Below are 25,230 nucleotides of genomic sequence, written 5' to 3' on the forward strand. Positions count from 1 at the left end.
AGGGAGTCAACCATGAACAACTTCAACATCGCTATGACCAACGATGGCCAGGGCTCGTTGATCTTATGAGCGTGCGTAACGGATGTATCCGTGTCCTGGGCTTAAGCCTGCTTAGCCCATTGGTATTCGCCGCCGACCTACCGGGTAGCCAGGACCTGCCCGCCGTAGCCCGCCAGGTCGACGCGCAAATCGTCGATTACCGGCCCGCCGAAGAAAAAGAACGCATCTACCCCATGGGCGCGATCCGCAAGATCAGCGGCCAGCTGCGCTATGAAGGCCAGGCCATCGCGCGCGGCCAAGCCACCGCCATCACCTATGAGTTGCCCGCCGAACACAGCGCCAGCGCCGCGTTTACCACGACGCGTGAAGCGTTGCAGGAAAAGGGCGCGCAGTTGTTGTTCTGGTGCAAGGCCCGCGACTGTGGTGAAAGCAGCCTGTGGGCCAATGAGATTTTCGGCAACGCCAAGTTGGTCGGCGCCGACAGCCAGCAAGAATATTTGTTGCTGCGTCTGGCCGAGCCACAGGCCAACTCCCTGGTGGCGCTCTATGGCATCACCCGTGGCAACCGCCGCGCCTATCTGCATGTGGAGCAATTGGACGCCAGCGCGCCATTGGGCGATCTGTTGCCTACCTCGGCGACCCTGTTGCGCGAGCTGAAAAGCACCGGTGAGCTGGGCTTCCCCGCGCTCGCCGGCGCACCCGACGCCACCTGGCTGACCTTGATTTCCCGTGGGTTGAACCTCGACACCACGTTGCGCGTCAGTTTGACCGGGCCGAGCGCCGAAGCCTGGCGCCAGGGCCTGATCGACAACGGCGTGCGCGCTGCGCGCCTGGAAAGCGGCACGGGTGACGCCAAAGGCCTGCATGTGCATCTGATACGCTAGGCTTGACCAGGCGAACGGACCCGCGCCGTTCGCCTAAGCTGTCTTCCTAAGTCTTCTTCTAGAGATACCCCATGCTCAATAACGATCGCCTGCTGGTGCAAATCCTGCTGCTGGTGCTGTTTGGTGCCAGTCTATGGGTGATGGCACCGTTCTGGTCGGCGCTGTTCTGGGGCGCAGTGCTGGCGTTTGCCAGTTGGCCACTGATGGTCCTGCTCACGCGTTGGCTCGGCGGCCGGGAGTCTCTGGCGGCCGCCATCCTGACGCTGGGCTGGATGTTGCTGGTGGCAGTGCCGCTGGTGTGGCTGGGCTTCAACCTCGCGGACCATGTGCGCGACGCGGTGGCGTTGATCAAGGATATCCAGGTCGACGGCTTGCCGGCGGCGCCTACCTGGCTCGGTTCGATTCCCTTTGTCGGCGAGCGGCTGGTGGCAACCTGGGACAGCATCGACCAACAAGGCGCGGCCTTGATGGTCAGCATCAAGCCGTACCTGGGGCAGGTTGGCAATTGGTTGCTGGCGCGCAGTGCGCAGATTGGCGGCGGCATTCTTGAACTGACGTTGAGCCTGGTGTTCGTGTTCTTTTTCTATCGAGACGGGCCGCGCCTGGCGATGTTTGTCCATCGTTTATTGGAACGCTTGATCGGCGAACGCGCCGGCTACTACATCGAACTGGTGGCTGGCACCGTACAACGGGTAGTCAACGGCGTGATCGGCACCGCCGCCGCCCAGGCGGTGCTGGCACTGATCGGCTTCCTGATCGCCGGCGTACCGGGCGCGCTGGTGCTGGGCGTCGTCACCTTCCTGCTCAGCCTGATCCCCATGGGCCCGCCGCTGGTGTGGATCCCTGCCACGGCCTGGCTGGCCTGGAAAGGTGATTACACCTACGCGGTGTTCCTCGGTGTATGGGGCACGTTCATCATCAGCGGCGTGGACAACGTGCTCAAGCCCTACCTCATCAGTCGGGGCGGCAATCTGCCGCTGGTCATTGTGTTGCTCGGCGTGTTCGGTGGTTTGATTGCCTTTGGTTTTATCGGCCTGTTTATCGGCCCGACCTTGCTGGCGGTGGCCTACAGCCTGTTGACGGATTGGAGTGCGACCCAGGCTCAGGGGCGTCGGGAAGATAAGCCGCTGTAACGGTTGTATGAGGGCTAATGTGGGAGCGGTGCTGGGCCTCAGGCCCTGGGCAACCACATCACGGCCGTCAGTCCACCACCAGGGGTTTCCTCCAGGTTCAGGCGACCGCCGAGGCGTTCCGCCGCTTCCTTGGAAATCGTCATGCCCAGGCCGACGCCGCCGGAGTTGCGGTTGCGTGAGCCTTCCAGCCGGTAGAACGGCTCGAACACCGCTTCACGCTTGTCGGCGGCGATGCCCGGGCCATGATCGATGACGCGGATGACCAGTGCCTCGTGACTGTCCGTCAGCTCGATGCGTGCCGAGCCGGCATAACGCAAGGCGTTGTCGATCAGGTTGTTCAGGCATGAACGCAAGGCCATCGGCTGCACTTGCAACGGCGCGCAGGTGCCGGCGAATTGCACATCCGAACCCTGGTCCTGGGCGTTTTCGCTCATCGACTCCACCAGCGCTTGCACGTCCAGCCAATGCCGGGTTTCGCTGGTGCGTTGTTCGTGCAGGTAGCTCAGGGTGGCGTCGAGCATGCCGATCATGTCGTCCAGGTCCTGGCGCATCTGGCCCTGCAGCCGCGTATCTTCGATCTGTTCCAGGCGCAGCTTGAGGCGTGACAGCGGGGTACGCAGGTCATGGGAGACCGCACCGAGCATGCGCGCGCGTTGGCTGACCTGTTCGCGGATGCGTTTTTGCATCAGGTTGAAGGTCGATGCCGCCTGCCGCGCTTCCAGCGGCCCGGACTCTTCCAACGGCGGGCTGTCGAGGTCCAGGCTTAAACGCTCGGCCGCCTCGCTGAGGCGTTGAATCGGTCTGCTCAACAGCTTGGCCCCGTACCAGGCGGCGATAATCAGTGAGACAAATTGAAACGTCAGGGGCACCACCGGGCCGCCAAACCAGGGGCGGTGGCGCTCTTTGCCCTCCGGTACCATTGTTCCGTCCGGTTGCTCGATAAACCGCTCAGGCGGTGGCGGCGGCGGTTGGCCGTAATGGTGGAACCAGAAGAACGCCAGCGCGTGGGCCAGCACAATCGCTACCAGCAACACGCCAAACAGCCGACCAAACAGCGTATTGAAGGGGGCACGCATCAGCCAATATCCCGCGCGTCGAACAGGTAGCCTTCGCCACGCACGGTCTTGATCAACTGCGGTGCCTTGGGATCATCCCCGAGTTTCTGCCGCAGTCGCGACACCAGCAAGTCGATGCTGCGATCAAAGGCTTCAATTGAGCGGCCACGGGCTGCATCCAACAACTGCTCGCGGCTCAGCACGCGGCGCGGGCGTTCGATAAACACCCACAGCAAGCGGAATTCCGCGTTGGACAGCGGCACCACCAAACCATCGTCGGCCACCAGCTGGCGCAGCACACTGTTCAGGCGCCAGTTGTCGAAGCGGATATTCGCGCGCTGTTCAGTACGGTCATCACGCACGCGGCGCAGGATGGTCTGGATGCGCGCCACCAGTTCGCGCGGCTCGAACGGCTTGGACATGTAGTCATCGGCGCCCAGTTCCAGGCCGATAATGCGGTCGGTGGGTTCGCAGCGGGCGGTGAGCATCAGGATCGGGATGTCCGATTCCGCGCGCAGCCAGCGGCACAGCGAAAGGCCGTCCTCGCCTGGCAGCATCAGGTCGAGCACCACCACGTCAAAGGTTTCGGCTTGCATGGCTTGGCGCATCGTGGTGCCGTCGGTGACGCCGGTGGCGAGAATGCCGAAGCGGGCCAGGTAGTCAATCAGCAGTTCGCGAATCGGCACATCGTCGTCAACGATCAGCGCACGGGTGTTCCAGCGCTTGTCATCGGCGATCACCGCGGCTTTTTGCTCGTCGTTCATAAAGACGGAAGGGGTATGCATAATGCGATCATCTGCCTGGTCGTTGCGGTCAGCATAGGCGCCCAGCCCCATGGCTGGAAGTGCTGGTCGGTGGGTCGTGCAGGCGAGGCTAGCCGTAGGGCGTGTTGTGGGCATGTCGTGAATGTATCAGCTTTGAAATAATCTCCAGAAATGCCCGCCTGACGGCGCTTGGTCAGTATTTACCGATCATCGGATCCCGCAACGGCGCTGCTTGCGCTACAATCCGCGCCGATTTCGACTTGCCTGAGAGCCCATTCCAATGTCCGTCTGCCAGACTCCTATCATCGTCGCCCTGGATTACCCCACTCGTGACGCCGCACTGAAGCTGGCTGACCAGTTGGATCCCAAGCTTTGCCGCGTCAAAGTCGGCAAGGAACTGTTCACCAGCTGCGCCGCGGAAATCGTCGGCACCCTGCGTGACAAAGGCTTCGAGGTGTTCCTCGACCTGAAATTCCACGACATCCCGAACACCACCGCCATGGCGGTCAAGGCTGCCGCCGAAATGGGCGTGTGGATGGTCAACGTGCATTGCTCCGGCGGCCTGCGCATGATGGCCGCCTGCCGTGAAGTGCTGGAACAGCGCAGCGGCCCCAAACCGCTGCTGATCGGCGTGACCGTGCTCACCAGCATGGAGCGTGAAGACTTGGCCGGTATTGGCCTGGACATCGAGCCCCAGGAGCAAGTCCTGCGCCTGGCCGCCCTGGCGCAGAAAGCCGGCCTCGATGGCCTGGTGTGTTCGGCGCTGGAAGCGCAGGCGCTGAAAACCGCGCACCCATCGCTGCAACTGGTGACGCCGGGCATTCGGCCGGCGGGCAGCGCCCAGGATGACCAGCGCCGTATCCTGACCCCGCGTCAGGCACTGGATGCGGGTTCGGATTACTTGGTAATTGGCCGCCCGATCAGCCAGGCGGCGGATCCGGCGAAGGCGCTGGCGGCCGTGGTAGCCGAAATCGCCTGATCGATCACAGAGCAAAATGTGGGAGCTGGCTTGCCTGCGATGCTGACAACTCGGTCTTTTAGTAATACCGAGGTGATGCTATCGCAGGCAAGCCAGCTCCCACATTGAGCAGTGCTTACAGTGGTATTCGGGGTGTGTCAGTTGACCTTGAGTACCAGTTTGCCAAAGTTCTCCCCGTTGAACAGCTTCATCAACGTCTCCGGGAACGTCTCCAGCCCCTCTACGATATCTTCCTTGCTCTTGAGCTTGCCCTGCGCCATCCAGCCGGCCATTTCCTGTCCGGCCGCGGCAAAGTTCGCCGCGTGATCCATCACCACAAAACCTTCCATTCGCGCGCGATTGACCAGCAATGACAGGTAGTTGGTCGGGCCCTTCACGGCTTCCTTGTTGTTGTATTGGCTGATGGCACCGCAAATCACCACGCGCGCCTTCAGTGCCAGGCGGCTGAGGACGGCGTCGAGAATATCGCCGCCGACGTTATCGAAATACACATCCACGCCCTTGGGGCATTCGCGCTTGAGCGCGGCGGGCACGTCTTCGCTTTTGTAATCGATGGCGGCGTCGAAGCCCAGTTCATTCACCAGGAACGTGCACTTGTCTGCACCGCCGGCAATGCCCACCACGCGGCAGCCTTTGAGCTTGGCGATCTGCCCGGCAATGCTGCCCACGGCGCCGGCCGCGCCGGAGATCACTACGGTTTCGCCTGCCTTGGGGGCGCCGGTGTCCAGCAACGCGAAATAGGCCGTCATGCCGGTCATGCCCAGGGCAGACAGGTAGCGCGGCAAAGGTGCGAGTTTTGGATCAACCTTGTAGAAACCACGCGGCTCGCCCAGGAAGTAATCCTGCACACCCAAGGCACCGTTGACGTAGTCCCCGACCGAAAATTTCGGGTTGTTGGACGCAATCACTTTCCCCACACCCAGCGCACGCATCACTTCACCGATGCCGACCGGCGGAATGTAGGACTTGCCTTCATTCATCCATCCGCGCATGGCCGGGTCGAGGGACAGGTATTCGTTGCGCACCAGCACTTGCCCATCCTGGGGTGTGCCCACCGGCACTTCCTGGTAGGTGAAGGTTTCCCGGGTAGCCGCGCCGACCGGGCGCTTGGCGAGCAGGAATTGGCGGTTGGTCTGGGCGGTCATGGCAGGGACTCTTCTGGAAATGAAGCTGAAGTCATAGACCCTGAACGGCCAGGGAGCAAGGTTCACCCAATGCGCGAATGCTTGTCGATAGGCATTGCTGATAGTCAGCCTAGGTCTGTTATCACTGCGATCCATGCAGCCTTAACCGGCCTTTTGATAGTGCTGACGCGTCCGGCGTGGCGTTGGCTAGACTCGGCCCACGGTTAGATTCCCCATAAAACACTCTGCAGGACATCCTCCATGAGCATGACGTTTTCCGGTCAAGTCGCCTTAGTAACCGGTGCCGCCGCCGGTATTGGCCGCGCCACCGCCCTCGCATTCGCCGCCGAAGGCTTGAAGGTCGTGGTTGCCGACCTGGATGCAGCGGGTGGCGAGGGCACCGTCGCCCTGATCCATCAAGCGGGTGGCGAAGCGCTGTTTGTACGCTGCAACGTCACGCTGGAGGCCGATGTGCAGCAATTGATGGCCCAGACCATCACCGCCTATGGCCGCCTGGACTACGCCTTCAATAACGCCGGGATCGAGATCGAGAAAGGCAAGCTGGCCGACGGCAGCCTGGATGAGTTCGACGCGATCATGGGCGTCAACGTCAAAGGTGTGTGGCTGTGCATGAAGTACCAGTTGCCGCTGCTGCTGGCCCAAGGCGGCGGGGCAATCGTCAACACGGCGTCGGTCGCGGGTTTGGGCGCGGCGCCCAAGATGAGCATTTACGCCGCTTCCAAGCATGCGGTGATCGGCCTGACCAAATCGGCGGCCATCGAGTATGCGAAGAAGAAAATCCGCGTCAATGCGGTCTGCCCGGCGGTGATCGATACCGATATGTTCCGGCGTGCCTATGAAGCCGACCCACGCAAAGCCGAATTTGCCGCCGCCATGCATCCGGTCGGGCGCATTGGCAAGGTCGAGGAGATCGCCAGCGCGGTGCTCTACCTCTGCAGTGATGGCGCGGCCTTTACCACTGGCCAGGCCTTGGCGGTGGACGGGGGGGCTACGGCTATCTAGGACCTCACGTCGCCCGCTATTCGAAAAGGTTTGGGAGGGCTGTGGGGCGTTTCCATAGCTGGCAATGGGCCCTGTCAGAATGTGTATCAGTAGGTAAATAACTTAATAAAATCAATACTTTAATAAGATTTGGCGACGGGTTGCGAGGGGCTTCTGTGCTTAACTGTTCTGGGTTGAATAACAAACAGTTGAAGTGAGTGGCGCATGGATTTAGGGATCGATCGACAAGCCCTTGTACCGGTGGTGCAGCAAATCATCAGCGCAGTGGCGCAGTGGATTCGCAACAGTGGGGCGAGCCCCGGTACACGCTTGCCGTCCATTCGACAGGTGGCCCTCGATAACCTGCTCAGCCAGTCCAGCGTGATCGAGGCGTTCGAGCGGATGGTCGCCCAGGGCTTGCTGGTGTCGAAACACGGCTCGGGGTTCGTGGTCGCGCAGCCGTCCGGCTCGCATGAGGGCCAATGGTACGAAGGCGCAGAGCGGGAATGGGGGCCGTTCGTCGATAACCCAATCGGTGAGCTGAAACTGGGCTGCGGCTGGTTGCCGGATGCCTGGCGCGAAAGCGATGACATCAGCTATGCGATTCGTGAAGTCACCCGTACCGACACCGCCGGCTTGTTCAACTACAGTACCCCATTGGGTTTGCTGGCGCTGCGCGAGCAACTGCTTAAGCGACTGACCCAGATCCACATTGCCACCCACCTTGACCGCATTCTCACCACGGCAGGCGCCAGCCATGCACAGGACTTGCTGATACGCACGCTGCTCAAGGCTGGCGATTGCGTGGTGGTCGAAACGCCGGGGTACGGCAACCTCTATCGGCAGCTGGCGTTCCACGGCGTGCAACTGCTGCAAGTGCCGCGCACCCAAGGAGGCCCGGACCTTGCGGCGCTGGAAGCATTGCTGCAGCGGCATCGGCCCAAGTGCCTGTTCATCAACAGCCTGTATCACAACCCCACCGGCACCAGCCTGAACCGCACAGTGGCTGAACGTTTGCTGGAACTGGCGCACCGCGAGAACTTCCTGATCATTGAAGAGGATGTGTTCGGCGACCTGCAACCCGCCAGTTGCACGCGGCTTTCAGCGTTGCCCCATGGTGATCGGGTGATCTACGTCGCAAGCTTTTCCAAGACCCTGAGCAGTGCCCTGCGCGTGGGTTTTCTCAGTGCCAGCACGGTGATCATCGCGCAACTGGCGAGCCTCAAGACCATGAACGGGTTTGGCACCTCGCGATTTGCCGAGGCGGTGGTGGCCACGCTGCTGGCTAATGGCACCTATCGCAAGTGGGTGCAGCGCCTGCGCAAGCGACTGCGTGCGCAAATGGCCGCTACGTTGCAGGTACTGGAGGACGAGGAGTGGGAGGTGTTCGCCAAACCCGCTGGCGGTATGTTCCTGTGGGCACGGCCAGGGTTGGGGGATCGGTCAAGGGTGCAGGGGTGTGCCCGGCGGCTCGGCGTCTTGTTGTCGCCGGGGGTGCTGTTCAGTCCAACCGGCGAACCCAGCGATTGGCTGCGCATCAATGTGGCCTATGCGGCCGATCAACGAGCCTTGGCATTGTTCCGCGCCATGGGGCCTGCCAGATCGACCTCAACCATCCTGAAAACGACGAGCGTGTAGCTTTTTGCCATTATTGTGGCGCCAACGACTTGTGTTCAATGCCTTGTGGTTGCGAATCTCGCCTGAGTTAACCGGGCTTGATGGCATCTGCCATTGCAAGAGGATTCAAGTGCAATGATTTCGGCCGTGCAACGACATTTCGCCAACCTCGGTATGGCAAAGAAACTGGGCTTGGGCTTCACGCTGGTATTGCTGCTGACCGCGTTGGTCGCGGCCATCGGCGTGTGGTCCCTGCAATCCGTTGGGCAGCGTTTTGAAGGCCTCAAGGCCATGTCTTCGCTCAACAGCGGCCTGCTCAAGGTGCGCCTGATCGAGCAGGACTACGCGTTGCATGCCGACCCCAAGGCCGTCGATGCCCTGCATGAGAGTGTCGATACCCTGGCAGCGCTCGCGGCCAGCCTCAAGGCTCAATCGCCCGCCAACGTGCCGGTGATGACCGATGTCGAGCAAGCATTGGCGGAATACCGCAAGGCATTCGATGAGTTTGTCGAATTGACCCAGACCAAGGACCTGGCCTTGGAAATGGCCAGTTGGTCGGTGTCCAGCGTGGCGAACAACCTGGACGTCTTGCAGGCCGGGCTGGCAGATGACGGTGCCTATGGCCTGAAGGAAAGCCAGGGCAAGGAGGGCGCTGAGTTTATCGAGCAGGCGGGACAGGTCAGCCAAGTCTCACGCTTGATGTTGCAAGCCATGAACGAAGCCCATGTGCGTCTGGATCAGAGCCGCAAAGTGAGCGAGGAAGACAGCGAGCAGGGCAAGATCGAGCAGGCGGACCAGGCCCTGGTGCAGGTCGAGCAACTGAAGACCTCGGTCAAGGATTCGGGCTACCAGACCGTGCTCAACGAAGTCTCCGGGCATATCGCCGGGTTCAGTGAAAAGCTCGGCGAATACACCGGCCTGCTGGCGCAGGAGAAAGTGGTCTACAAACAGTTGCATGATCGGGCGGAGCAAGTGGTCAGCCGGGTCAACCAGGCTTACAGCGCCGAAGATCAGTCGATGCAGGCGCAGTTAAAGAAAAGCGCAGGGCTGATCATCGGTTCTTCGGCCCTGGCACTGCTGGTAGGGTTGATTGCGGCGTGGGTGATAACCCGATTGATCGTTGCACCGCTGCGCAGTGTGATCGCCGTGGCCCAGCAGATTGCCGCCGGCGACTTGAGCGGGCGCATGGAAGTCAGTCGTCGCGATGAAATCGGCCAGTTGATGCAGGCGATGCAGCAGATGGGCAGTGGCTTGAGCCAAATGGTCAGCGGCCTGCAAGCCGGTATCGAACAACTGGCCAGCTCGGCGCATTCATTGTCCAGCGTCACCGAGCAGACCAATATCGAAGTCAGCAGCCAAAAAGAAGAAACCGAACAGGTTGCCACGGCGATGAACCAGATGACCGCCACCGTGCACGACGTGGCGCGCAACGCCGAAGAGGCCGCGCAAGCCGCGCAGACGGCGGACGACAAAGTCGACAGTGGCCAACGGGTGGTGCGCCAAAGTCTGCAGCGCATCGAATTGCTGGCCACCTCCAGCACCAGTGCCAGCACCAGCATCGAAAGCCTCAGCGCAGAGATCCAGCATATCGGCACCGTGTTGAGTGTCATCAAAAGTGTGGCGGAGCAGACCAATCTGCTGGCCCTCAACGCAGCCATCGAAGCCGCCCGCGCAGGCGAACAGGGGCGGGGTTTTGCGGTGGTTGCCGATGAGGTACGCGCGTTGGCCAAGCGCACCCAGCAATCCACTGAAGAAATCGAGCGGCTGGTCAGTACCCTGCGCAGTGCGGCGCAGTCGTCCGTGCAGCAGATCCAGCAAAGCGGCGAGCTGGTGAAGCTGGCAGTCAGCGATGCGCTGGAAACCGAAAGCGCCCTGGGCAGCATCGCGGCGGCGGTGTCGTTGATCCAGCAGATGAACCAGCAGATTGCCGCTGCGGCCGAGGAGCAAAGCTCGGTGGCCGAAGAGATCAACCGTAGCGTCACCAGTATCCGTGCCAGTGCGGATCAGTCGGCGCTGAGCATGCAGGGCAACGCTGCGTCGAGTATTCAACTGGCGCAGTTGGGGGCGGAGCTCAAGGGCATGGTGGGGCATTTCCGCCTGTGATCGCAGCGTGTGGGCTGCGATCACAGGGGAGGGCGGTCAGGCGTGGTTGGCCAGGAAGGTCAGCAGCGCTTCGTTGACGAAGTCCGGATTTTCCCTCGCACTGATATGGCCGGCCTGCGGAATCAGGATCAGGCTGCAGCCGATCAGGCCGGCCATCTCCTCGGACTCGGCGGGAGGGCGCGGTTTGTCCTGTTCGCCACACATTACCAAGGTCGTGTCGGCATCCAGGCGTGGCAGCTGCGCCAGCACATCCTCGCGACTGAAGATCAACCGGCCCAGGGGCACGATGCTGCGCAGCAGGCGCTCTTTGGAGTAACCCTGCAATTGCTTGCGGAAATCCTGGTACAGCGCTGATTCACGATCGATGCCTGGGCGGAAGAAGATCGGCGCAATCACATCCAGCAAAGGTTCAGGGATGGCGCCGGCGTCTTCGATCATCTTGAACAGCGAGAAATAGTACTGGCGCGTGGCCTCGGGCTCGGCGCCGAGGTAGGTGTCCATCAGCACCAGGCTGTTGACCCGCTCGGGTGCGAGCAACGCCAGCCGCGCGCCCCACATGCCACCGACCGAGAGACCCACCAGGTTAATGTGCGCGATGTCCAGCTGGTCCAGCAGGGCCAGGGTTTGGCGTGCCAGGTCGTCGAGGGAATGGGTTTGCGCCGGCAACTGGCCGGATTCGCCATGGCCCCACAGCTCGGGGACGATCACGCGGTACTGTTGCGACAGGGCTTCGATCTGCGGTGACCACATGTCGCGGTCCCACAGGTAGCTTGAGCCGAGCAGGACGACGGGGCCGGAGCCCTGGTCGACGTAGTGCAGCGGTTGTCCATCAATGACGGCGACAGGCATAGCAGGCCTCTGACTTCACGGAGTGAGGGGCACTTTTTTACGCTAGTCGAGGGGCGGGGGATAGATGCAAAGTGATGGCATGTGGCGAACAGGGTTCGCCACATGGAGAGGGGCCAATCAGTCGTAGATGGCTTTTTTCTTCCATTCCGCGTCGGCGTCGACCACTTTGAGGCCTTCGGTCAATTCGTTGACCTCGTCTTCGGCAGGCTTGCTGTTGGTCAGTACCGTGGAGTTGGCACGGACCAGTTGGGCTTCCAGTTGTTGCAGCTGCGCGCTGTAGATCACCGGCTCCGGTTGTTTGCGCAGGTACTGCACGCCACGTTCGAATGCCAGGCGCGCCTGGCCCGGCTGGCTTTGCTGCAAGGCATGCTGGCCGAGGTTGTTGAAGAACTCGATATGCAGCAACACCAGGATATGGCGGATTTCCTTGATCCAGTGCTTGGCCTCGTTGGTCGACAGGAAGCCGTCCTGGGCCGCGCGGGTGACCTGGCCGTGCAGGGCTTCAAGCAGGAAACGCACGTCCTTGGCCTTGGCTTCGGTCTGGATCGGCGCGGGCGGGTTGTTCACCGGGATCGATTCACCCTGGGCCACCAGCGTATTCAGCTCGGCAATGCGGGCCTTGATCGGTGTGCTGGTCTTGTTGAGGTTCAACAGCCGCTGGTTAACGTTGAGCTCCAGTCGGGTCAGCAACAGTTTGAGCGCCGGGGTCATCAACTGGCCGGGAAAGGTCTCGGTGATCTCACCGCAACGGCGTAGCCGATCATTGAGTTCGATTTCGGTACGTTTCTTTTCCAGCTTGTTGTTTTCCACCACGTGGTTCATATAGCCAATGGCAATCAGGATGGCGATAACGGCTATTACCAACAGGGTGATCATGAGTGGTGTCACCGGTGTGACCTCTTTATAGGGTTTACAGTGGAGTGTAGTGACTGGGCGTTGCGGCGGATAGAACTGATCGACCAGTTGCCCAGGTAGTTTGCTTCTATATAGATAGGCGTTCCCTGCATGGATGCACATTGCCATCATTTGCCGGAGTGAACTATAGCGTCTTGTCGGGCGCCAGAATATAGGCGTCAAAGCCCGAACGGGCATAACGCCCGCACAAGCCCGGAAAGCAGGGGGAAGTCATTGATTTAAATAAATTATCCTTGGGGGTTGACGACCTTTCAATCCATCCATAGAATGCGCGCCACTTACAGCGTAAAGCACACAGCGAAACGCGGTAGGGAGTGAATGTTGTACGTGTGTCCCCTTCGTCTAGTGGCCTAGGACACCGCCCTTTCACGGCGGTAACAGGGGTTCGAGTCCCCTAGGGGACGCCAATATGCGGGAATAGCTCAGTTGGTAGAGCACGACCTTGCCAAGGTCGGGGTCGCGAGTTCGAGTCTCGTTTCCCGCTCCAAATTTATGCAGTGTTGCTCTCGGGCGACACTGAGTGAAACCAGGGCATGATCTTCGGATTTAATCTCTGGGCACTGAAATACACACCATGTGTTTCAGTAGCGTGTCCCCTTCGTCTAGTGGCCTAGGACACCGCCCTTTCACGGCGGTAACAGGGGTTCGAGTCCCCTAGGGGACGCCATTTGCGGGAATAGCTCAGTTGGTAGAGCACGACCTTGCCAAGGTCGGGGTCGCGAGTTCGAGTCTCGTTTCCCGCTCCATATTCAATGAAAACGCCGATCAGAGATGATCGGCGTTTTTGTTTGCGCGCTCGAAAAGGCAGGCGTGATATCGCGTAAGGTTTGCGATTTATCGCTTTGCTCGAATCAAGGGCTCGCCATTGCGGCGAGCCCTGGTAACGTCAGAGCTTCGGCAACTGCCCGATACGCCCCATCATTTCCGTGACGATCTGCAAGTCCAGCAAGAACTGGTCGACCGTCTTGAACTCATTGTCGGTGTGCCCGGTGTATTTCACTTCCGGGCGTGCCAGGCCGAATTGCACGCCGTTGGGCAGCTCGTGCACGGACGTTGCGCCGGCCGAGGTACCGAACTTGTGCGCCATGCCGAGGTTTTCGCTGGCCACTGCCAGGAGGGCTTTCACCCATTCACCTTCCGGGTTGCGGAACATCGGTTCGGCCACCGAGTAGGTGAAGTCCACCTTGACCTTGGTTTTCTTGTCCCAGGCGCTTAATTTATCGGCGATTTCTGCCTTGAGTTTCTCCGGGGATTTGCCCTTTGGCACACGCAGGTTCACCGCCAGTTTGAAGGCTTTGTCATCCAGGCCGACAAAGGTCAGCGAGGTGGTCAGCGGCCCCATGAATTCGTCAGAGAAGCCCACGCCCAGCTTGCCGCCGAGGTAGTCCAGGCCCCAGTTGTCAGACGCATAACGTGCGGCATCGGTAATATGGTTGTGCTTGAGGGCGATTTTGCCGTCGATGCTGTGGATCAGCTCCAGCATGCGCGATACCGGGTTGATGCCGAACTCCGGCTCGGACGAGTGAGCCGAAACACCAGTGACCGTCAGCTTGACGTCTTTACCGTCCACCTTGGCGGCGACCTCGAAATCACCGCCGTTACGCTTGGCATATTCAGTGCCGGCCTTTTGCAGGCTGGCGGCCAATTCAGCAGGTTTGTCGCTGACAAACGTTGCAACCGAGGCCGACGGGATCTGGTTAGTCGCCATGCCGCCGGTCATCGAGATAATTTCCGCGCCTTTGCCTTCACCCTTGCGACGCGGGAACGTCGCCATCACCGTGCCGTAGCCTTTTTCGGCAATCACCACCGGGTAGCCGCCATCCAGCGCGAGGTTGTATTGCGGCGTCGGGTTCTTTTCAAAGTAATACGGAATTGCGTCGCCGGAGGTTTCTTCGGTGGTGTCCACCAGCAGCTTGAAGTTACGCGCCAGCGGCAGCTTCTCTTCCTTGATGACCTTCATGGCATACATGGCTACCACAATGCCGTTTTTGTCATCCTCGGTGCCACGGCCGTACATGCGGTCGCCGATCCGTGTGACTTTGAATGGGTCAAGTTTGGTGCCGTCTTTCAGCACCCAGTTTTCCGGCGTTACCGGTACCACATCGGCGTGGGCATGAATGCCGACCACTTCATCGCCGCTGCCTTCCAGGGAAATTTCGTACACACGATTATCGATATTGCGGAAATTCAGGTTGAAGGCCTTGGCCAGGTCCTGGATCTTGCCGGCGATCTTGATAAATTCCGGGTTTTTATACTGCGGTACACCGTCCACATTGAACGTCGGAATTTCCACCAGCTCTCGCAGGGTTTCGAGCGCAGCCTTGCCGTATTTCACTCGGGTATAAATGCCCAGCAGGCGGTGGATTTCGTTTTGCTGCTCGGCGCTCAGGGTTTTGTTATCCAGGAACGCGCTGATTGCCGGCCCCACATCGCCGGTTTTGCCCAACTCCCCCTTGGCCAGAGTAGCGAGGAAACCACGAAAGTCAGTGACTGAGGTTTCGCTGAAATTTTTCAGAATCACCGTGCTTTGAGCGGGGGTGATGTTGGCAAAGGCGGGGCGCAGATGGCCGAAAGGCTCGCTGCAACCAGGGTGGCGGCAACCAGGTGCTTGAGTGGAAAGTGCATTGTTAGAAGCATTCCTTTGCAGGTAGTGAGTAGGAGGTTTCTGATCGATCTGTCAGAAACATTTCCACACACTACCATCACCCCGCTTGAGAGTGGGAGCGCCAATCCCATGAAGTGTCTGCCAAATGGGTGGGGAGATCACACCGCTATGACTTCGCCGATGCTATAGCGCACCGACAGCGCGCCCTTTTTCTCCGATAGCGCCAGGATGCGGATCTGGCCCAATTCACTCAATGTTTGCACGTGCGTGCCGCCACAGGCATAGGCGGGCAATTCACCGAAGCCGACTTCGCGGGTGCCATCGTCCAGGGTTGTATGGCGAGAATAGTCGGCGCTGATCCATCGATTGACCTGCTTTTGAATCAGCTCGGCCTCCATGGCTTGTGCGGCTTCGCCACGGATAAAAGTAATCTTGCCTTCGCCGGGCCAGTGGTGGGCCTTGATGGGCATCCATCCCAGGGTTTCGCCGGCATTGCCAATCAAGTGCCCTGCCGAATGCAGGCGCGTATGCAGGGCCCGACGTTGCTCGTTGACCCGAGCGGTGATCGGGCCGGGCGGCAGGGGGTGATCGACGTAATGCACCACGCGGTCGGCGTCCTGGCTGACTCGCAGTACGTTGCTCTCACCGAGCCAGCCAGTGTCGCAGGGCTGCCCGCCACCTTGGGGATGGAAAATCGTCGACTGCAAGGTGACTGCAAAGTGATCCTCATGCGGGGTGCAACTCAGCACTTCAAGCTCGGCAGTCAGGTGATCGTGGGTGAAAAACAGGCGCTCGGTCATTATCTACATCCGCATCGGGGTTCTACCGACAGTATAAATAGTGCGCAACTGGGTGATAATCTGCCCAATCTTCAATGGACCTGTGCACCATGAGCATCAATCTACCTTTGCCGCTGCTGGGCGAAATGGCGATTTTCGTCAAAGTGGTGGAGGCCGGCAGCTTCTCCGAAGCCGCCCGGCAAATGGGCGCTTCACCCTCCTCGGTGAGCCGCAGCATCTCGCGCCTGGAGAAAGCCCTGGCGACTCGGTTGCTGCAACGCACCACACGCAAATTGCGCTTGAGCGAGGGTGGCGAAGAGGTGTTCAAGCGCTGCCAGGAAATGGTCAGCGCGGCGCGTTCGGTGATGGAAATCAGCGGGCAGTTCAACCATGAAGCCGAAGGGCTGGTGCGGGTCAGCGTGCCCAAGGCGGTGGGGCGGTTTGTGGTGCACCCGCACATGCCGGAGTTCCTGCGGCGTTATCCCAAGGTCGATGTGCAGTTGATCCTCGAGGACCGGCCGGTGGACCTGATTGATGACAATGTCGACCTGAGTATTCGCATCACCGACAGCCCGCCGCCGGGGTTGGTGGGTCGGCAGTTACTGCCTATCGAGCATTTGTTGTGCGCGACGCCGCAGTACTTGGCCGAGCACGGTACGCCGGCCCATCCTCATGATTTGCTGGAGCACAGTTGCATCTACCTGGGGGAAACGCCGGGGGATTCTCGCTGGAAATTCCGCCAGGCCGGCAAGGCCGTGACGGTTGCCGTGCGCGGGCGCTATGCGGCGAACCATACGGGTGTGCGCTTGGATGCGGTGTTGCAGCATGTAGGGATTGGCAGCTTGCCGTATTTCACGGCGCGCCATGCCTTGGAAGAAGGGCGGTTGGTGCAGGTGTTGGCGGGGTGGGACTTTATTGCGTCCTACCATGGCGAGGCATGGTTGCTGCATTCACCCACGCGGTATCTGCCACCGAAGTTGCGGGTGTTTATTGATTATCTGGTGGAGTGTATGGCGAAGGAGCCGACACTGCGCCGACGGTAGATGTGGGAGCTGGCTTGCCTGCGATGCAGGCAACTCGGTCTGCAGTTAAACCGAGGTGATGCCATCGCAGGCAAGCCAGCTCCCACAGGAATCAGTGCTTGCTCTGGTCTTGTGGCATGGCCAGCAGCTGTTTTTCCCGGTTCCAGTCGAATGGTTCGTCGTTTTGTTCGGCTTCGAAGCGACGTTCTTCCAGGGCCTGGTACAGGTCCAGTTCTTCGTCGGGCATAAAGTGCAGGCAGTCACCGCCAAAGAACCACAGCAGGTCGCGCGGCACCAAGTGGGCAATTTGTGGGTAGCGCAGGATGACTTGGCTCATCAGGTCCTGGCCCAGGTATTGGCTTTCAATCGGATCGATCGGCAGCAGGGCGCGCAATTCGTCAAAACGCTCCAGAAACAGCGTATGGCTTTCCTCGGGCACCTGCTCGGCTTCGCCGACGGCAACCAGGATGCTGCGCAAGTGGTCGAGCAAGACGAGATGATCGGCAACGATGTTGGACACGAGATAAGTCCTCTAAAGCAAAAACGGGCGCGAGAGTATATGCCTCGGTGCCCTGCCTCACAAATACGATTCATTTTGACGAGTGGCTGTTGTTGTCAGGCAACGCAGCGTGGCGACAACAGACGCCGTCAAAATGGATCAGTATTTGTGAGGCAGGGCACTTTGCCCGTAGTTATATGACCGCTGGGGTCAGCGGACTTTACCCTCAGCCTGGGTCAGCTCTTCCTTGCTGAAATCATCCACGTCGATGACCTTGCGCCGTGCCGCTTCGGCATCACGCAACGTTTGCGCCTCAGCCGGTTGCAGTACCCCGGCGTGCAGCGCGGCGTCGATGGCATGTTCCCCGGCAGCCGGTTTGACCTGGCCGCTTTTCAACGCGGTGTGCAGTTTTTTCTGCAGCGGATGGCTCGCGCCGAGCAGGTCGTAGGCATGTTGCAGGGCACCCACTGGGTCTTCCGCCGATTGCGGGCGGTAGCAGCCGGCGAGCAGTTCTTCCAGGGTTGGGTCGCCTTTGGCACGGCCGATTACCGCAGCCACTTCGGCATCCAGTGCATCGGACGGACCGGTATGGCGACGCCCGAACGGGAACACGATCACCCGCAGCAGGCAGCCCAGGACCTTGTTCGGGAAGTTGCTCAGCAGTTCATCCAACGCCCGCTCCGACTCGCCGAGGCTCTCTTCCATGGCCCAGGTGAACAGCGGTTGCAGATGATCCGGTGAATCCAGGTCGTGATAACGCTTGAGTGCGGCCGAAGCCAGGTACATATGGCTCAGCACATCACCCAGGCGTGCCGACAGGCGTTCGCGGCGCTTCAGCTCGCCACCCAGCAGCATCATGCTCAGGTCGGCCAGCAGCGCGAACGCGGCAGCCTGACGGTTCAATGCGCGGAAATACCCCTGGCTCAAACGGTTGCCCGGCGCTTTCTCGAAATGACCTACGCCCAGGTTCAGCACCAGAGTGCTGGCGGCGTTGCTCACGGCGAAACCGATATGTTGCATCAGCAGGCCGTCGAATTCCTTCAGCGCCTGGTCATGGTCTTCGCGACCGGCCAGGGCCATTTCCTTGAGCACGAACGGATGGCAACGGATGGCGCCCTGGCCGAAGATCATCAGGTTGCGCGAGAGGATATTCGCGCCTTCCACGGTGATGAAGATCGGCGCACCTTGCCAGCTGCGGCCCAGGTAATTGTTCGGGCCCATGATGATGCCCTTGCCACCGTGCACGTCCATGGCGTGGCCGATGCACTCGCGGCCACGTTCGGTGAGGTGGTATTTGAGGATCGCCGACAGTACCGAAGGTTTCTCCCCAAGGTCCACGGCATTGGCGGTCAGCATGCGCGCGCTGTCCATCAGCCAGGCGTTGCCGCCGATACGGGCCAGGGCTTCCTGGATACCTTCGAAGGCCGACAGTGGCACGTTGAACTGTTCGCGCACCTGCGCATATTGGCCGGTCACCAGGCTGGTGAACTTGGCGGCGCCGGTCCCTACGGCGGGCAGGGAAATCGAACGGCCTACCGACAGGCAGTTCATCAGCATCATCCAGCCCTTGCCAAGCATTTCCTGGCCACCGATGAGGTACTCCAAGGGAATGAACACATCCTTGCCGGAGTTGGGGCCGTTCATGAAGGCGGCGCCGAGGGGGAGGTGGCGGCGGCCGATTTCCACGCCGGGGGTGTCGGTCGGGATCAGCGCCAGGCTGATGCCCAGGTCTTCTTCTTCACCCAGCAGGTGGTCCGGGTCATGGGCCTTGAAGGCCAGGCCCAGCAGGGTCGCGACCGGGCCAAGGGTGATGTAGCGTTTTTCCCAGTTCAAGCGCAGGCCGAGGGTTTCCTTGCCTTCCCATTCACCTTTGCAGATCACGCCAGTGTCGGGCATGGCGCCAGCGTCGGAACCCGCCAGCGGGCCGGTCAACGCAAAGCAAGGGATGTCATCGCCACGGGCCAGGCGCGGCAGGTAATGGTTGCGTTGTTCGTCGGTGCCGTAGTGCAGCAGCAGTTCGGCCGGGCCGAGGGAGTTGGGCACCATCACGGTAGACGCGAGGTCACCGCTGCGGGTGGCAAGTTTCATCGCGACCTGGGAGTGGGCATACGCCGAGAAACCCTTGCCGCCATATTCCTTGGGAATGATCAGCGCGAAAAAGCCGTGGGTCTTGATGTGTTCCCAGGCAGCCGGCGGCAGGTCCATGGCCTGGCCGATTTCCCAATCGCTGACCATGGCGCAGAGTTCTTCGGTCGGGCCGTCGATAAAGGCCTGTTCTTCTTCGGTCAGTTGGACCTTGGGATAGGCCAGCAACTTGTCCCAGTCAGGGCGACCACTGAACAGCTCGCCGTCCCACCAAACGGTGCCAGCGTCGATGGCGTCGCGCTCGGTTTCGGACATCGGCGGCAGGACTTTCTGGAACCAGCTGAACAGCGGCTTGGTGAAGTATTGGCGGCGCAGATCGGGTAGCAACAGCGGCGCGGCCACAACCGCGATCAACACCCAGAAGATCAGCAGCAGCCAACCCGGCGCGTGGCTCCAGGCGCCCATCGCCAGCAAGTAGACGGCGACCACGCCCAAGGCGGGCAGGGGGGCGACGCGGCGGTGTGCGAGGTAGGCAATGCCGACCACCAGCACCAGTATCCACAACAACAGCATATTCAATCCTCCGTGAAACCAGGGGCGAAACCACCAGGGAGCTTAGTCGGCATCCGAGCAAGCGGGGTGATCAGGGTGTAACGAGATTTGGCCGATTCGTCGTTAACTCCACGGCAGGCCTGTGGTTAGACTCCAGGCTTCCTTTGGAGATAACACTCATGGATACCTACCTGAGTCCCAGCCGCTTCATCGATAGTGACCACCCTGCGGTGGTGGAGTTCGCCGAAAAACATCGCGGAACCCGTGCGAACTTAAGTGACCAGGCAGTCAGCCTTTACTACGCCGTGCGTGAGGCGATTCGCTACAACCCCTACACCTTCAGTCGCGATCCAGACACATTAAGTGCCAGCTTCGCCCTGTCCACCGGCGAAAGCTACTGCGTGCCCAAGGCCACGTTGCTCGCGGCCTGTGCCCGCCATTGCGGCATCCCGGCGCGCATCGGCCTGGCGGACGTGCGCAATCACTTGTCGACCCCGCGCCTGCTCGCCTTGCTCAAGAGTGACGTGTTTGCCATGCACGGTTATACCGAGCTTTACCTGAATGATCGCTGGGTCAAAGCCACGCCCGCGTTCAACAGGCAACTGTGCGATGTGTTCGACGTGCCGCCGCTGGATTTCGACGGTATCAACGACAGCGTTTTCCACGCTTTCAACCGCCAGGGCCAGCGTTCGATGGAGTACGTGATCGACCATGGGCAATTTACTGACGTGCCCGAGGCGTTTTTCTTCGCCCATATCCAGCAGTGTTACCCGCACCTGTTTGCCGAGGATATGCCGCCCCTGCTTGGCGATATGCACAGCGATTTAAGCCGCGCCTGAACCGGCGTATGCTGCTGCGTTCATCCAGCCATGTTCATCAACAATAAAGGCGCGGTCATGCTGAAGATCTGGGGTCGTAAAAATTCATCAAACGTCAGGAAAGCACTGTGGTGCGCCGAGGAGCTCGGCCTGGACTATGAGGCAATTGATGCGGGCGGGGCGTTTGGTGTGGTCGACACACCGCAATACCGAGCGTTGAACCCTAACGGTCGGGTGCCGATGATCGAAGACGGCGACTTTGTGCTGTGGGAATCCAACACCATCGTGCGTTACCTCTGCGCCAAGCAGGCGTCCAGCTGGTACCCGAGTGACCTGAAAACCCGCGCCAACGCGGAGAAGTGGATGGACTGGACCACTTCCACGTTCGCCGAACCGTTCAAGATCGTGTTCTGGGGCGTGCTGCGCACCCCGGCCGAAAAACAGAATTGGGACAGCATCCACGCCGGGCGCCAAACCTGTATCGATGTGCTCAAGACCGTTGACGAGGCGCTCGCCACACAGCCGTATCTGTCGGGCAATGAGGTCGGCATGGGCGATATCCCCTTGGGCAGCTTCATCTACGCCTGGTTTGAAATGCCCATCGAACGGCCCGCAATGCCCCATCTAGAGGCCTGGTACCAGCGCCTGCAGCAGCGACCGGCCTACCGCAAGGCGGTCATGACCGCGTTGACTTAATACTGACTATTAATACAGGTGACTGTACTTGTGCCGCGCGGGCAAGCACCATGCCCGCCATGCATCGCAGGTTGAACTACCTGCGCTGCGCCCTCATCTATTCTTTCTATTCCCTTCTTTGGTGCGTATCCCGATATGAGTTCCGCTCTGTCCATCCGGCAGCTAACCAAAACCTACGGCAACGGTTTCCAGGCCCTGAGTGGTATCGATCTGGACGTTGCCGAAGGTGACTTCTTCGCCTTGCTCGGCCCCAACGGCGCCGGCAAATCCACCACCATCGGCATCCTCTCGACCCTGGTCAACAAGACCAGCGGCTCGGTAAATATCTTCGGCCACGACCTGGACAAATCCCCGGCGGCGCTCAAGCGTTCCATCGGCGTGGTGCCCCAGGAGTTCAACTTCAACCAGTTTGAAAAGACCTTCGATATTGTCGTGACCCAGGCAGGCTACTACGGCATTCCGGCGAAAATCGCCAAGGAACGCGCCGAGCAATACCTGACCCAACTGGGCCTGTGGGACAAGCGCGATGTGCCTTCGCGCTCGCTGTCCGGCGGCATGAAGCGCCGCTTGATGATCGCCCGTGCGCTGGTGCATGAGCCGCGCCTTCTCATCCTTGATGAGCCCACTGCTGGCGTGGATATCGAGCTACGCCGTTCGATGTGGACATTCCTCACCGAGCTGAACGAGAAAGGCATCACTATCATCCTCACCACCCACTACCTGGAGGAGGCTGAGCAGCTGTGCCGCAACATCGGCATCATCGACCATGGCACCATCGTCGAGAACACCAGCATGCGTAACCTGCTGGGCCAGTTGCATGTGGAAACCTTTTTGCTCGACCTGAAAAATAACCTGTCGGTGGCGCCGCAGCTGATGGGCTACCCAAGTCGTCTGCTGGACAGCCATACCCTGGAAGTGCAGGTGGATAAAGCCATGGGCATCACCGCGCTGTTTACGCAGTTGGCGACCCAGAACATCGAAGTGCTGAGCCTGCGCAATAAAACCAATCGCCTTGAGGAGTTGTTCGTGTCCCTGGTGGAGAAAAATCTGGCGAAGGTGGCGGTATGAGTTCCGAACTGCAACCCAACCTCGTCGCGCTGCAAACCATCGTCTATCGCGAAGTGAAGCGCTTTACCCGGATCTGGCCGCAGACCCTGCTGCCGCCGGCGATCACCATGGTTCTGTACTTCGTGATCTTCGGTAATCTGATCGGCCGGCAGATCGGTGACATGGGTGGTTTCACCTACATGGAATACATCGTGCCGGGTCTGATCATGATGTCGGTGATCACCAACTCCTACGGCAACGTGGTCTCCAGTTTCTTCGGCAGCAAGTTCCAGCGCTCGATTGAAGAATTGATGGTGTCGCCGGTGTCGCCACACACCATCCTGATCGGCTACACCGCCGGTGGTGTGCTGCGCGGCCTGATGGTCGGCGTGATCGTGACCTTGTTGTCGCTGTTCTTCACCCACCTGCAAGTGCATCACCTCGGGGTCACCATTCTGGTGGTGGTACTGACGGCGACGATCTTCTCGCTGCTGGGTTTCATCAACGCCGTGTTTGCACGCAACTTCGATGATATTTCGATCATTCCGACCTTCGTGCTGACGCCGCTGACCTACCTCGGTGGCGTGTTCTACTCGATCACCTTGCTGCCGCCGTTCTGGCAGACCGTGTCGCTGGCCAACCCGGTGCTGCACATGGTCAACGCCTTCCGCTACGGTATTTTAGGTGTGTCGGATATCAAGATCAGCGTGGCGATTACGTTCATGTTGGTGGCGACCGTGGTGCTGTATATCGGTTGCGCGAAGCTGCTGGTGAGTGGGCGCGGGATGCGCACGTAACACAGGATTAATGTGGGAGCTGGCAAGCCAGCTCCCACATTTTTGATCGGCGTGTAGGGCTTTGATTATTGCAATGCCAATTCGATCAGCTCATGCAGCTCTTCAACCTGCAACGGTGCGCTGGCAAACAGAATCCTGAACACCGTCGGCGCCGCCAGAAGGTTGATCAGCCGGTCTACGCAGGGTGGCGTGTTGTCGGGGTAGCGATCCACAATCGTCTGCAACTGCCCGCCAATCAGGGTCACGCAATAGCCCGGCGTCTGGCTGCACTGCACATCACGCATCATGTTCCGCCCAGGCTCCGAACTCATCTCATCCAGATACTGCTCGGCCCAGGCCTGCAAATCGCCGCGCAGGCTGCCGGTATTCGCCGGCTCGCTGTCCGGGCGCATCCGCGCCAACGCCACATCCGCCAGCAACACAGAAAGATCGCCCCAACGCCGGTAGATGGTCGACGGCGTCACCCCCGCACGCGCAGCGATCATCGGCACGGTGACGCTGGAGCGCTCGTGGGCTTCCAGCAATTCGCGCACAGCGCTATGCACTGATTCTTGTACCCGGGCACTACGGCCCCCCGGGCGGAGGCCTTCTTTTATCGCCATGTGTAAAACCTTAACACAAAGAATTTGCTTTAAGCCCAGTCTGGTAGCACACTCCATAAAAGCAAAATATTAGCTTTAGCGGAGTGTGCGCATGTCTAGCCCTATTTCTCAGCGTTCCAGCCTGGTGTTCCTTGCGGTCACCTTGCTGACGTTTCTTGCCGCCTCCAGTGCGCCGACGCCGTTGTATCACCTGTATCAGGAGGGCCTGCATTTTTCCGCAGGCATGCTCACGCTGATCTTCGGTGTCTATGCGCTGAGTCTCCTGGCGGCGCTGCTGACTGTCGGCTCACTGTCGGATCACCTGGGACGCAAGCCGGTGATCTTCGCTGCATTGATCCTGAACATGCTGGCGATGCTGCTGTTTATCAATGAAGGCAGCGTGGCCTGGTTGATCGCCGCACGTACGCTGCAGGGCTTTGCTACGGGCATGGCCACTGCCGTGCTGGGCGCGGCACTGCTCGACACGGATCGCCAGCAAGGGCCACTGGTCAACAGCGTGGCGCCGCTGCTGGGCATGGCGTGCGGTGCGATGGGCAGCAGTCTGCTGGTGGAATTCGCGCCGCTGCCGACCCAGTTGATCTACTGCACGCTGTTGGTGCTGATGCTGTTGCAGGCCGTGTACGTATGGCGCCTGCCGGAAACTGTCAGCCGTATTCCCGGTGCACTGGCTTCGCTGCGTCCGACTTTGCATGTACCGCCGCAAGCGCGCCGGGCCTTGTTGTTGTCGCTGCCGGTGGATGTGGCGGTGTGGGCGATGGGCGGATTCTACCTGTCCCTGGCGCCGTCACTGGTACGGGCCGCCACCGGTTCGACCTCCAACCTGATCGGCGGCGGCCTGGTGGCGGTGTTGACCTTGAGCGGCGCATTGATGATCTTCACACTGCGCAATCGCCAGGCCGACAAAGTGCTGCGCCTGGGGGCCGGCTTGCTGGCAGTCGGTGTGGCGCTGATCCTCACGGCCGTGCACAGCGCCAGCCTGCCGTTGTTTTTTATCGCCACGCTGATCGCCGGCAGTGGTTTTGGCGCGGGCTTCCTCGGTGCCCTGCGCAGTGTGGTGCCGCTGGCTTTGCCCCATGAGCGCGCGGGCTTGATGTCGGCGTTTTATGTGCTGAGTTACCTGGCGTTCTGTCTGCCGTCTTTGCTGGCGGGCAACCTGATTCGCAGCTTTGGTTTGATCGTCACCACCGACGGCTACGGCGCGGTACTCATCCTGCTGTCCCTCGGCGCACTGGTCGGCCTGCTGTTGCAGGATTCGGCGCGCGCCAAGGCGACGACAGGCGGCTGATAGGTAATAATCGCCTCT

General features: G+C 60.3%; 21 protein-coding genes, 4 tRNA genes and 2 pseudogenes. 17 read left to right on the plus strand and 10 right to left on the minus strand.

The genetic code is table 11. The features are described 5' to 3' along the window. Nucleotides 1-65: 65 nt before the first annotated feature. Together HU722_RS10090 and HU722_RS10095 are read left to right on the plus strand one after the other, a co-directional pair. The gene (locus tag HU722_RS10090) at nucleotides 66-884 is read left to right on the plus strand and encodes a DUF4892 domain-containing protein (protein ID WP_065882484.1); all 819 of its coding nucleotides are present in this window, start codon (nucleotides 66-68) and stop codon (nucleotides 882-884) included. Between the two features lie 71 nt (nucleotides 885-955). Continuing rightward, the gene (locus HU722_RS10095; protein WP_065872646.1) at nucleotides 956-2,017 is read left to right on the plus strand and encodes an AI-2E family transporter; all 1,062 of its coding nucleotides are present in this window, start codon (nucleotides 956-958) and stop codon (nucleotides 2,015-2,017) included. A 38-nt stretch (nucleotides 2,018-2,055) separates the two neighbouring features. Here HU722_RS10095 and HU722_RS10100 read toward each other — a convergent pair whose 3' ends face one another. Both HU722_RS10100 and HU722_RS10105 read right to left on the minus strand, forming a co-directional pair. Next, nucleotides 2,056-3,093 carry a sensor histidine kinase gene (locus tag HU722_RS10100; protein WP_065882486.1) on the minus strand — a complete coding sequence of 346 codons (1,038 nt, stop codon included), beginning with the start codon at nucleotides 3,091-3,093 and terminating at the stop codon, nucleotides 2,056-2,058. Further along, nucleotides 3,093-3,857: a response regulator gene (locus HU722_RS10105; protein ID WP_065872756.1), complete on the minus strand. Its 765-nt coding sequence runs from the start codon at nucleotides 3,855-3,857 to the stop codon at nucleotides 3,093-3,095. The genes HU722_RS10100 and HU722_RS10105 overlap by 1 nt, the downstream gene beginning before the upstream one ends. Nucleotides 3,858-4,116: 259 nt before the next feature. Between HU722_RS10105 and pyrF the strand changes: the two genes are divergently transcribed. Further along, nucleotides 4,117-4,815 carry an orotidine-5'-phosphate decarboxylase gene (gene pyrF / locus HU722_RS10110; RefSeq protein ID WP_049709204.1) on the plus strand — a complete coding sequence of 233 codons (699 nt, stop codon included), beginning with the start codon at nucleotides 4,117-4,119 and terminating at the stop codon, nucleotides 4,813-4,815. A gap of 137 nt (nucleotides 4,816-4,952) precedes the next feature. Here pyrF and HU722_RS10115 read toward each other — a convergent pair whose 3' ends face one another. Next, entirely contained in the window at nucleotides 4,953-5,960 is a 1,008-nt protein-coding gene (locus tag HU722_RS10115; protein ID WP_065882488.1) for an NADP-dependent oxidoreductase, read from the minus strand. Nucleotides 5,961-6,200: 240 nt separating this feature from the next. Between HU722_RS10115 and HU722_RS10120 the strand changes: the two genes are divergently transcribed. From HU722_RS10120 to HU722_RS29210, 4 genes and pseudogenes are all read left to right on the plus strand, one after another. Continuing rightward, nucleotides 6,201-6,962, plus strand: coding sequence for an SDR family oxidoreductase (locus HU722_RS10120; RefSeq protein WP_065872642.1), 762 nt, complete (start codon nucleotides 6,201-6,203; stop codon nucleotides 6,960-6,962). A 204-nt stretch (nucleotides 6,963-7,166) separates the two neighbouring features. Next, nucleotides 7,167-8,579, plus strand: coding sequence for an aminotransferase-like domain-containing protein (locus HU722_RS10125; protein WP_065882490.1), 1,413 nt, complete (start codon nucleotides 7,167-7,169; stop codon nucleotides 8,577-8,579). A 996-nt stretch (nucleotides 8,580-9,575) separates the two neighbouring features. Next, nucleotides 9,576-9,752 (plus strand): annotated as a pseudogene (locus HU722_RS29205) (HAMP domain-containing protein); the annotation flags it as partial. A 204-nt stretch (nucleotides 9,753-9,956) separates the two neighbouring features. Beyond that, nucleotides 9,957-10,661 (plus strand): methyl-accepting chemotaxis protein, encoded by a 705-nt coding sequence (locus tag HU722_RS29210; RefSeq protein ID WP_371905664.1) that lies wholly within the window; start codon nucleotides 9,957-9,959, stop codon nucleotides 10,659-10,661. A 36-nt stretch (nucleotides 10,662-10,697) separates the two neighbouring features. On the opposite strand, the gene HU722_RS10135 is transcribed toward HU722_RS29210, so the two are convergent. Together HU722_RS10135 and HU722_RS10140 are read right to left on the minus strand one after the other, a co-directional pair. After that, entirely contained in the window at nucleotides 10,698-11,510 is an 813-nt protein-coding gene (locus HU722_RS10135) for an alpha/beta fold hydrolase (RefSeq protein WP_065882494.1), read from the minus strand. 117 nt (nucleotides 11,511-11,627) lie between these two features. Continuing rightward, the gene (locus HU722_RS10140) at nucleotides 11,628-12,398 is read right to left on the minus strand and encodes a hypothetical protein (protein WP_065872638.1); all 771 of its coding nucleotides are present in this window, start codon (nucleotides 12,396-12,398) and stop codon (nucleotides 11,628-11,630) included. A gap of 358 nt (nucleotides 12,399-12,756) precedes the next feature. Here HU722_RS10140 and HU722_RS10145 point away from each other — a divergent pair. From HU722_RS10145 to HU722_RS10160, 4 genes are all read left to right on the plus strand, one after another. Continuing rightward, nucleotides 12,757-12,832: transfer RNA gene (locus HU722_RS10145), tRNA-Glu, on the plus strand. 4 nt (nucleotides 12,833-12,836) lie between these two features. After that, nucleotides 12,837-12,912: transfer RNA gene (locus tag HU722_RS10150), tRNA-Gly, on the plus strand. Between the two features lie 104 nt (nucleotides 12,913-13,016). Continuing rightward, nucleotides 13,017-13,092, plus strand: a tRNA-Glu gene (locus HU722_RS10155). A 3-nt stretch (nucleotides 13,093-13,095) separates the two neighbouring features. Next, nucleotides 13,096-13,171: transfer RNA gene (locus tag HU722_RS10160), tRNA-Gly, on the plus strand. Between the two features lie 140 nt (nucleotides 13,172-13,311). On the opposite strand, the pseudogene HU722_RS10165 reads toward HU722_RS10160, so the two are convergent. Further along, nucleotides 13,312-15,050 (minus strand): annotated as a pseudogene (locus HU722_RS10165) (dipeptidase). Between the two features lie 138 nt (nucleotides 15,051-15,188). Further along, entirely contained in the window at nucleotides 15,189-15,830 is a 642-nt protein-coding gene (locus tag HU722_RS10170; protein ID WP_065882497.1) for an alanyl-tRNA editing protein, read from the minus strand. A gap of 89 nt (nucleotides 15,831-15,919) precedes the next feature. Here HU722_RS10170 and HU722_RS10175 point away from each other — a divergent pair, with 89 nt between their 5' ends. Further along, the gene (locus HU722_RS10175) at nucleotides 15,920-16,852 is read left to right on the plus strand and encodes a LysR family transcriptional regulator (RefSeq protein ID WP_186755211.1); all 933 of its coding nucleotides are present in this window, start codon (nucleotides 15,920-15,922) and stop codon (nucleotides 16,850-16,852) included. A 91-nt stretch (nucleotides 16,853-16,943) separates the two neighbouring features. Here HU722_RS10175 and HU722_RS10180 read toward each other — a convergent pair whose 3' ends face one another. Both HU722_RS10180 and HU722_RS10185 read right to left on the minus strand, forming a co-directional pair. Continuing rightward, nucleotides 16,944-17,351: a PA2817 family protein gene (locus tag HU722_RS10180; protein ID WP_049709191.1), complete on the minus strand. Its 408-nt coding sequence runs from the start codon at nucleotides 17,349-17,351 to the stop codon at nucleotides 16,944-16,946. Nucleotides 17,352-17,540: 189 nt separating this feature from the next. Further along, a complete protein-coding gene (locus HU722_RS10185) occupies nucleotides 17,541-19,988 on the minus strand; it encodes an acyl-CoA dehydrogenase (protein ID WP_065945636.1) in 2,448 nt (815 codons plus the stop codon). 158 nt (nucleotides 19,989-20,146) lie between these two features. Between HU722_RS10185 and HU722_RS10190 the strand changes: the two genes are divergently transcribed. The 4 genes from HU722_RS10190 to HU722_RS10205 all read left to right on the plus strand — a co-directional run bounded on the left by HU722_RS10190 (nucleotide 20,147) and on the right by HU722_RS10205 (nucleotide 23,325). Beyond that, nucleotides 20,147-20,806: a transglutaminase-like domain-containing protein gene (locus tag HU722_RS10190; RefSeq protein WP_065872633.1), complete on the plus strand. Its 660-nt coding sequence runs from the start codon at nucleotides 20,147-20,149 to the stop codon at nucleotides 20,804-20,806. A 57-nt stretch (nucleotides 20,807-20,863) separates the two neighbouring features. Beyond that, nucleotides 20,864-21,481, plus strand: coding sequence for a glutathione S-transferase family protein (locus HU722_RS10195; protein WP_065872755.1), 618 nt, complete (start codon nucleotides 20,864-20,866; stop codon nucleotides 21,479-21,481). 135 nt (nucleotides 21,482-21,616) lie between these two features. Next, nucleotides 21,617-22,549, plus strand: coding sequence for an ABC transporter ATP-binding protein (locus tag HU722_RS10200; protein WP_049709188.1), 933 nt, complete (start codon nucleotides 21,617-21,619; stop codon nucleotides 22,547-22,549). Beyond that, complete coding sequence (locus HU722_RS10205) at nucleotides 22,546-23,325, plus strand: ABC transporter permease (protein WP_049709187.1); 780 nt, start codon at nucleotides 22,546-22,548, stop codon at nucleotides 23,323-23,325. Before HU722_RS10200 ends, HU722_RS10205 begins: the two co-directional genes overlap by 4 nt. 65 nt (nucleotides 23,326-23,390) lie before the next feature. Here HU722_RS10205 and HU722_RS10210 read toward each other — a convergent pair whose 3' ends face one another. Continuing rightward, complete coding sequence (locus tag HU722_RS10210; RefSeq protein ID WP_065872632.1) at nucleotides 23,391-23,927, minus strand: TetR/AcrR family transcriptional regulator; 537 nt, start codon at nucleotides 23,925-23,927, stop codon at nucleotides 23,391-23,393. Between the two features lie 91 nt (nucleotides 23,928-24,018). Between HU722_RS10210 and HU722_RS10215 the strand changes: the two genes are divergently transcribed. Continuing rightward, nucleotides 24,019-25,212 (plus strand): MFS transporter, encoded by a 1,194-nt coding sequence (locus tag HU722_RS10215; protein ID WP_186755209.1) that lies wholly within the window; start codon nucleotides 24,019-24,021, stop codon nucleotides 25,210-25,212. Nucleotides 25,213-25,230 lie beyond the last annotated feature (18 nt).

It is taken from the genome of Pseudomonas tritici, assembly GCF_014268275.3.
Classification (GTDB): Bacteria; Pseudomonadota; Gammaproteobacteria; order Pseudomonadales; family Pseudomonadaceae; genus Aquipseudomonas; species Aquipseudomonas tritici.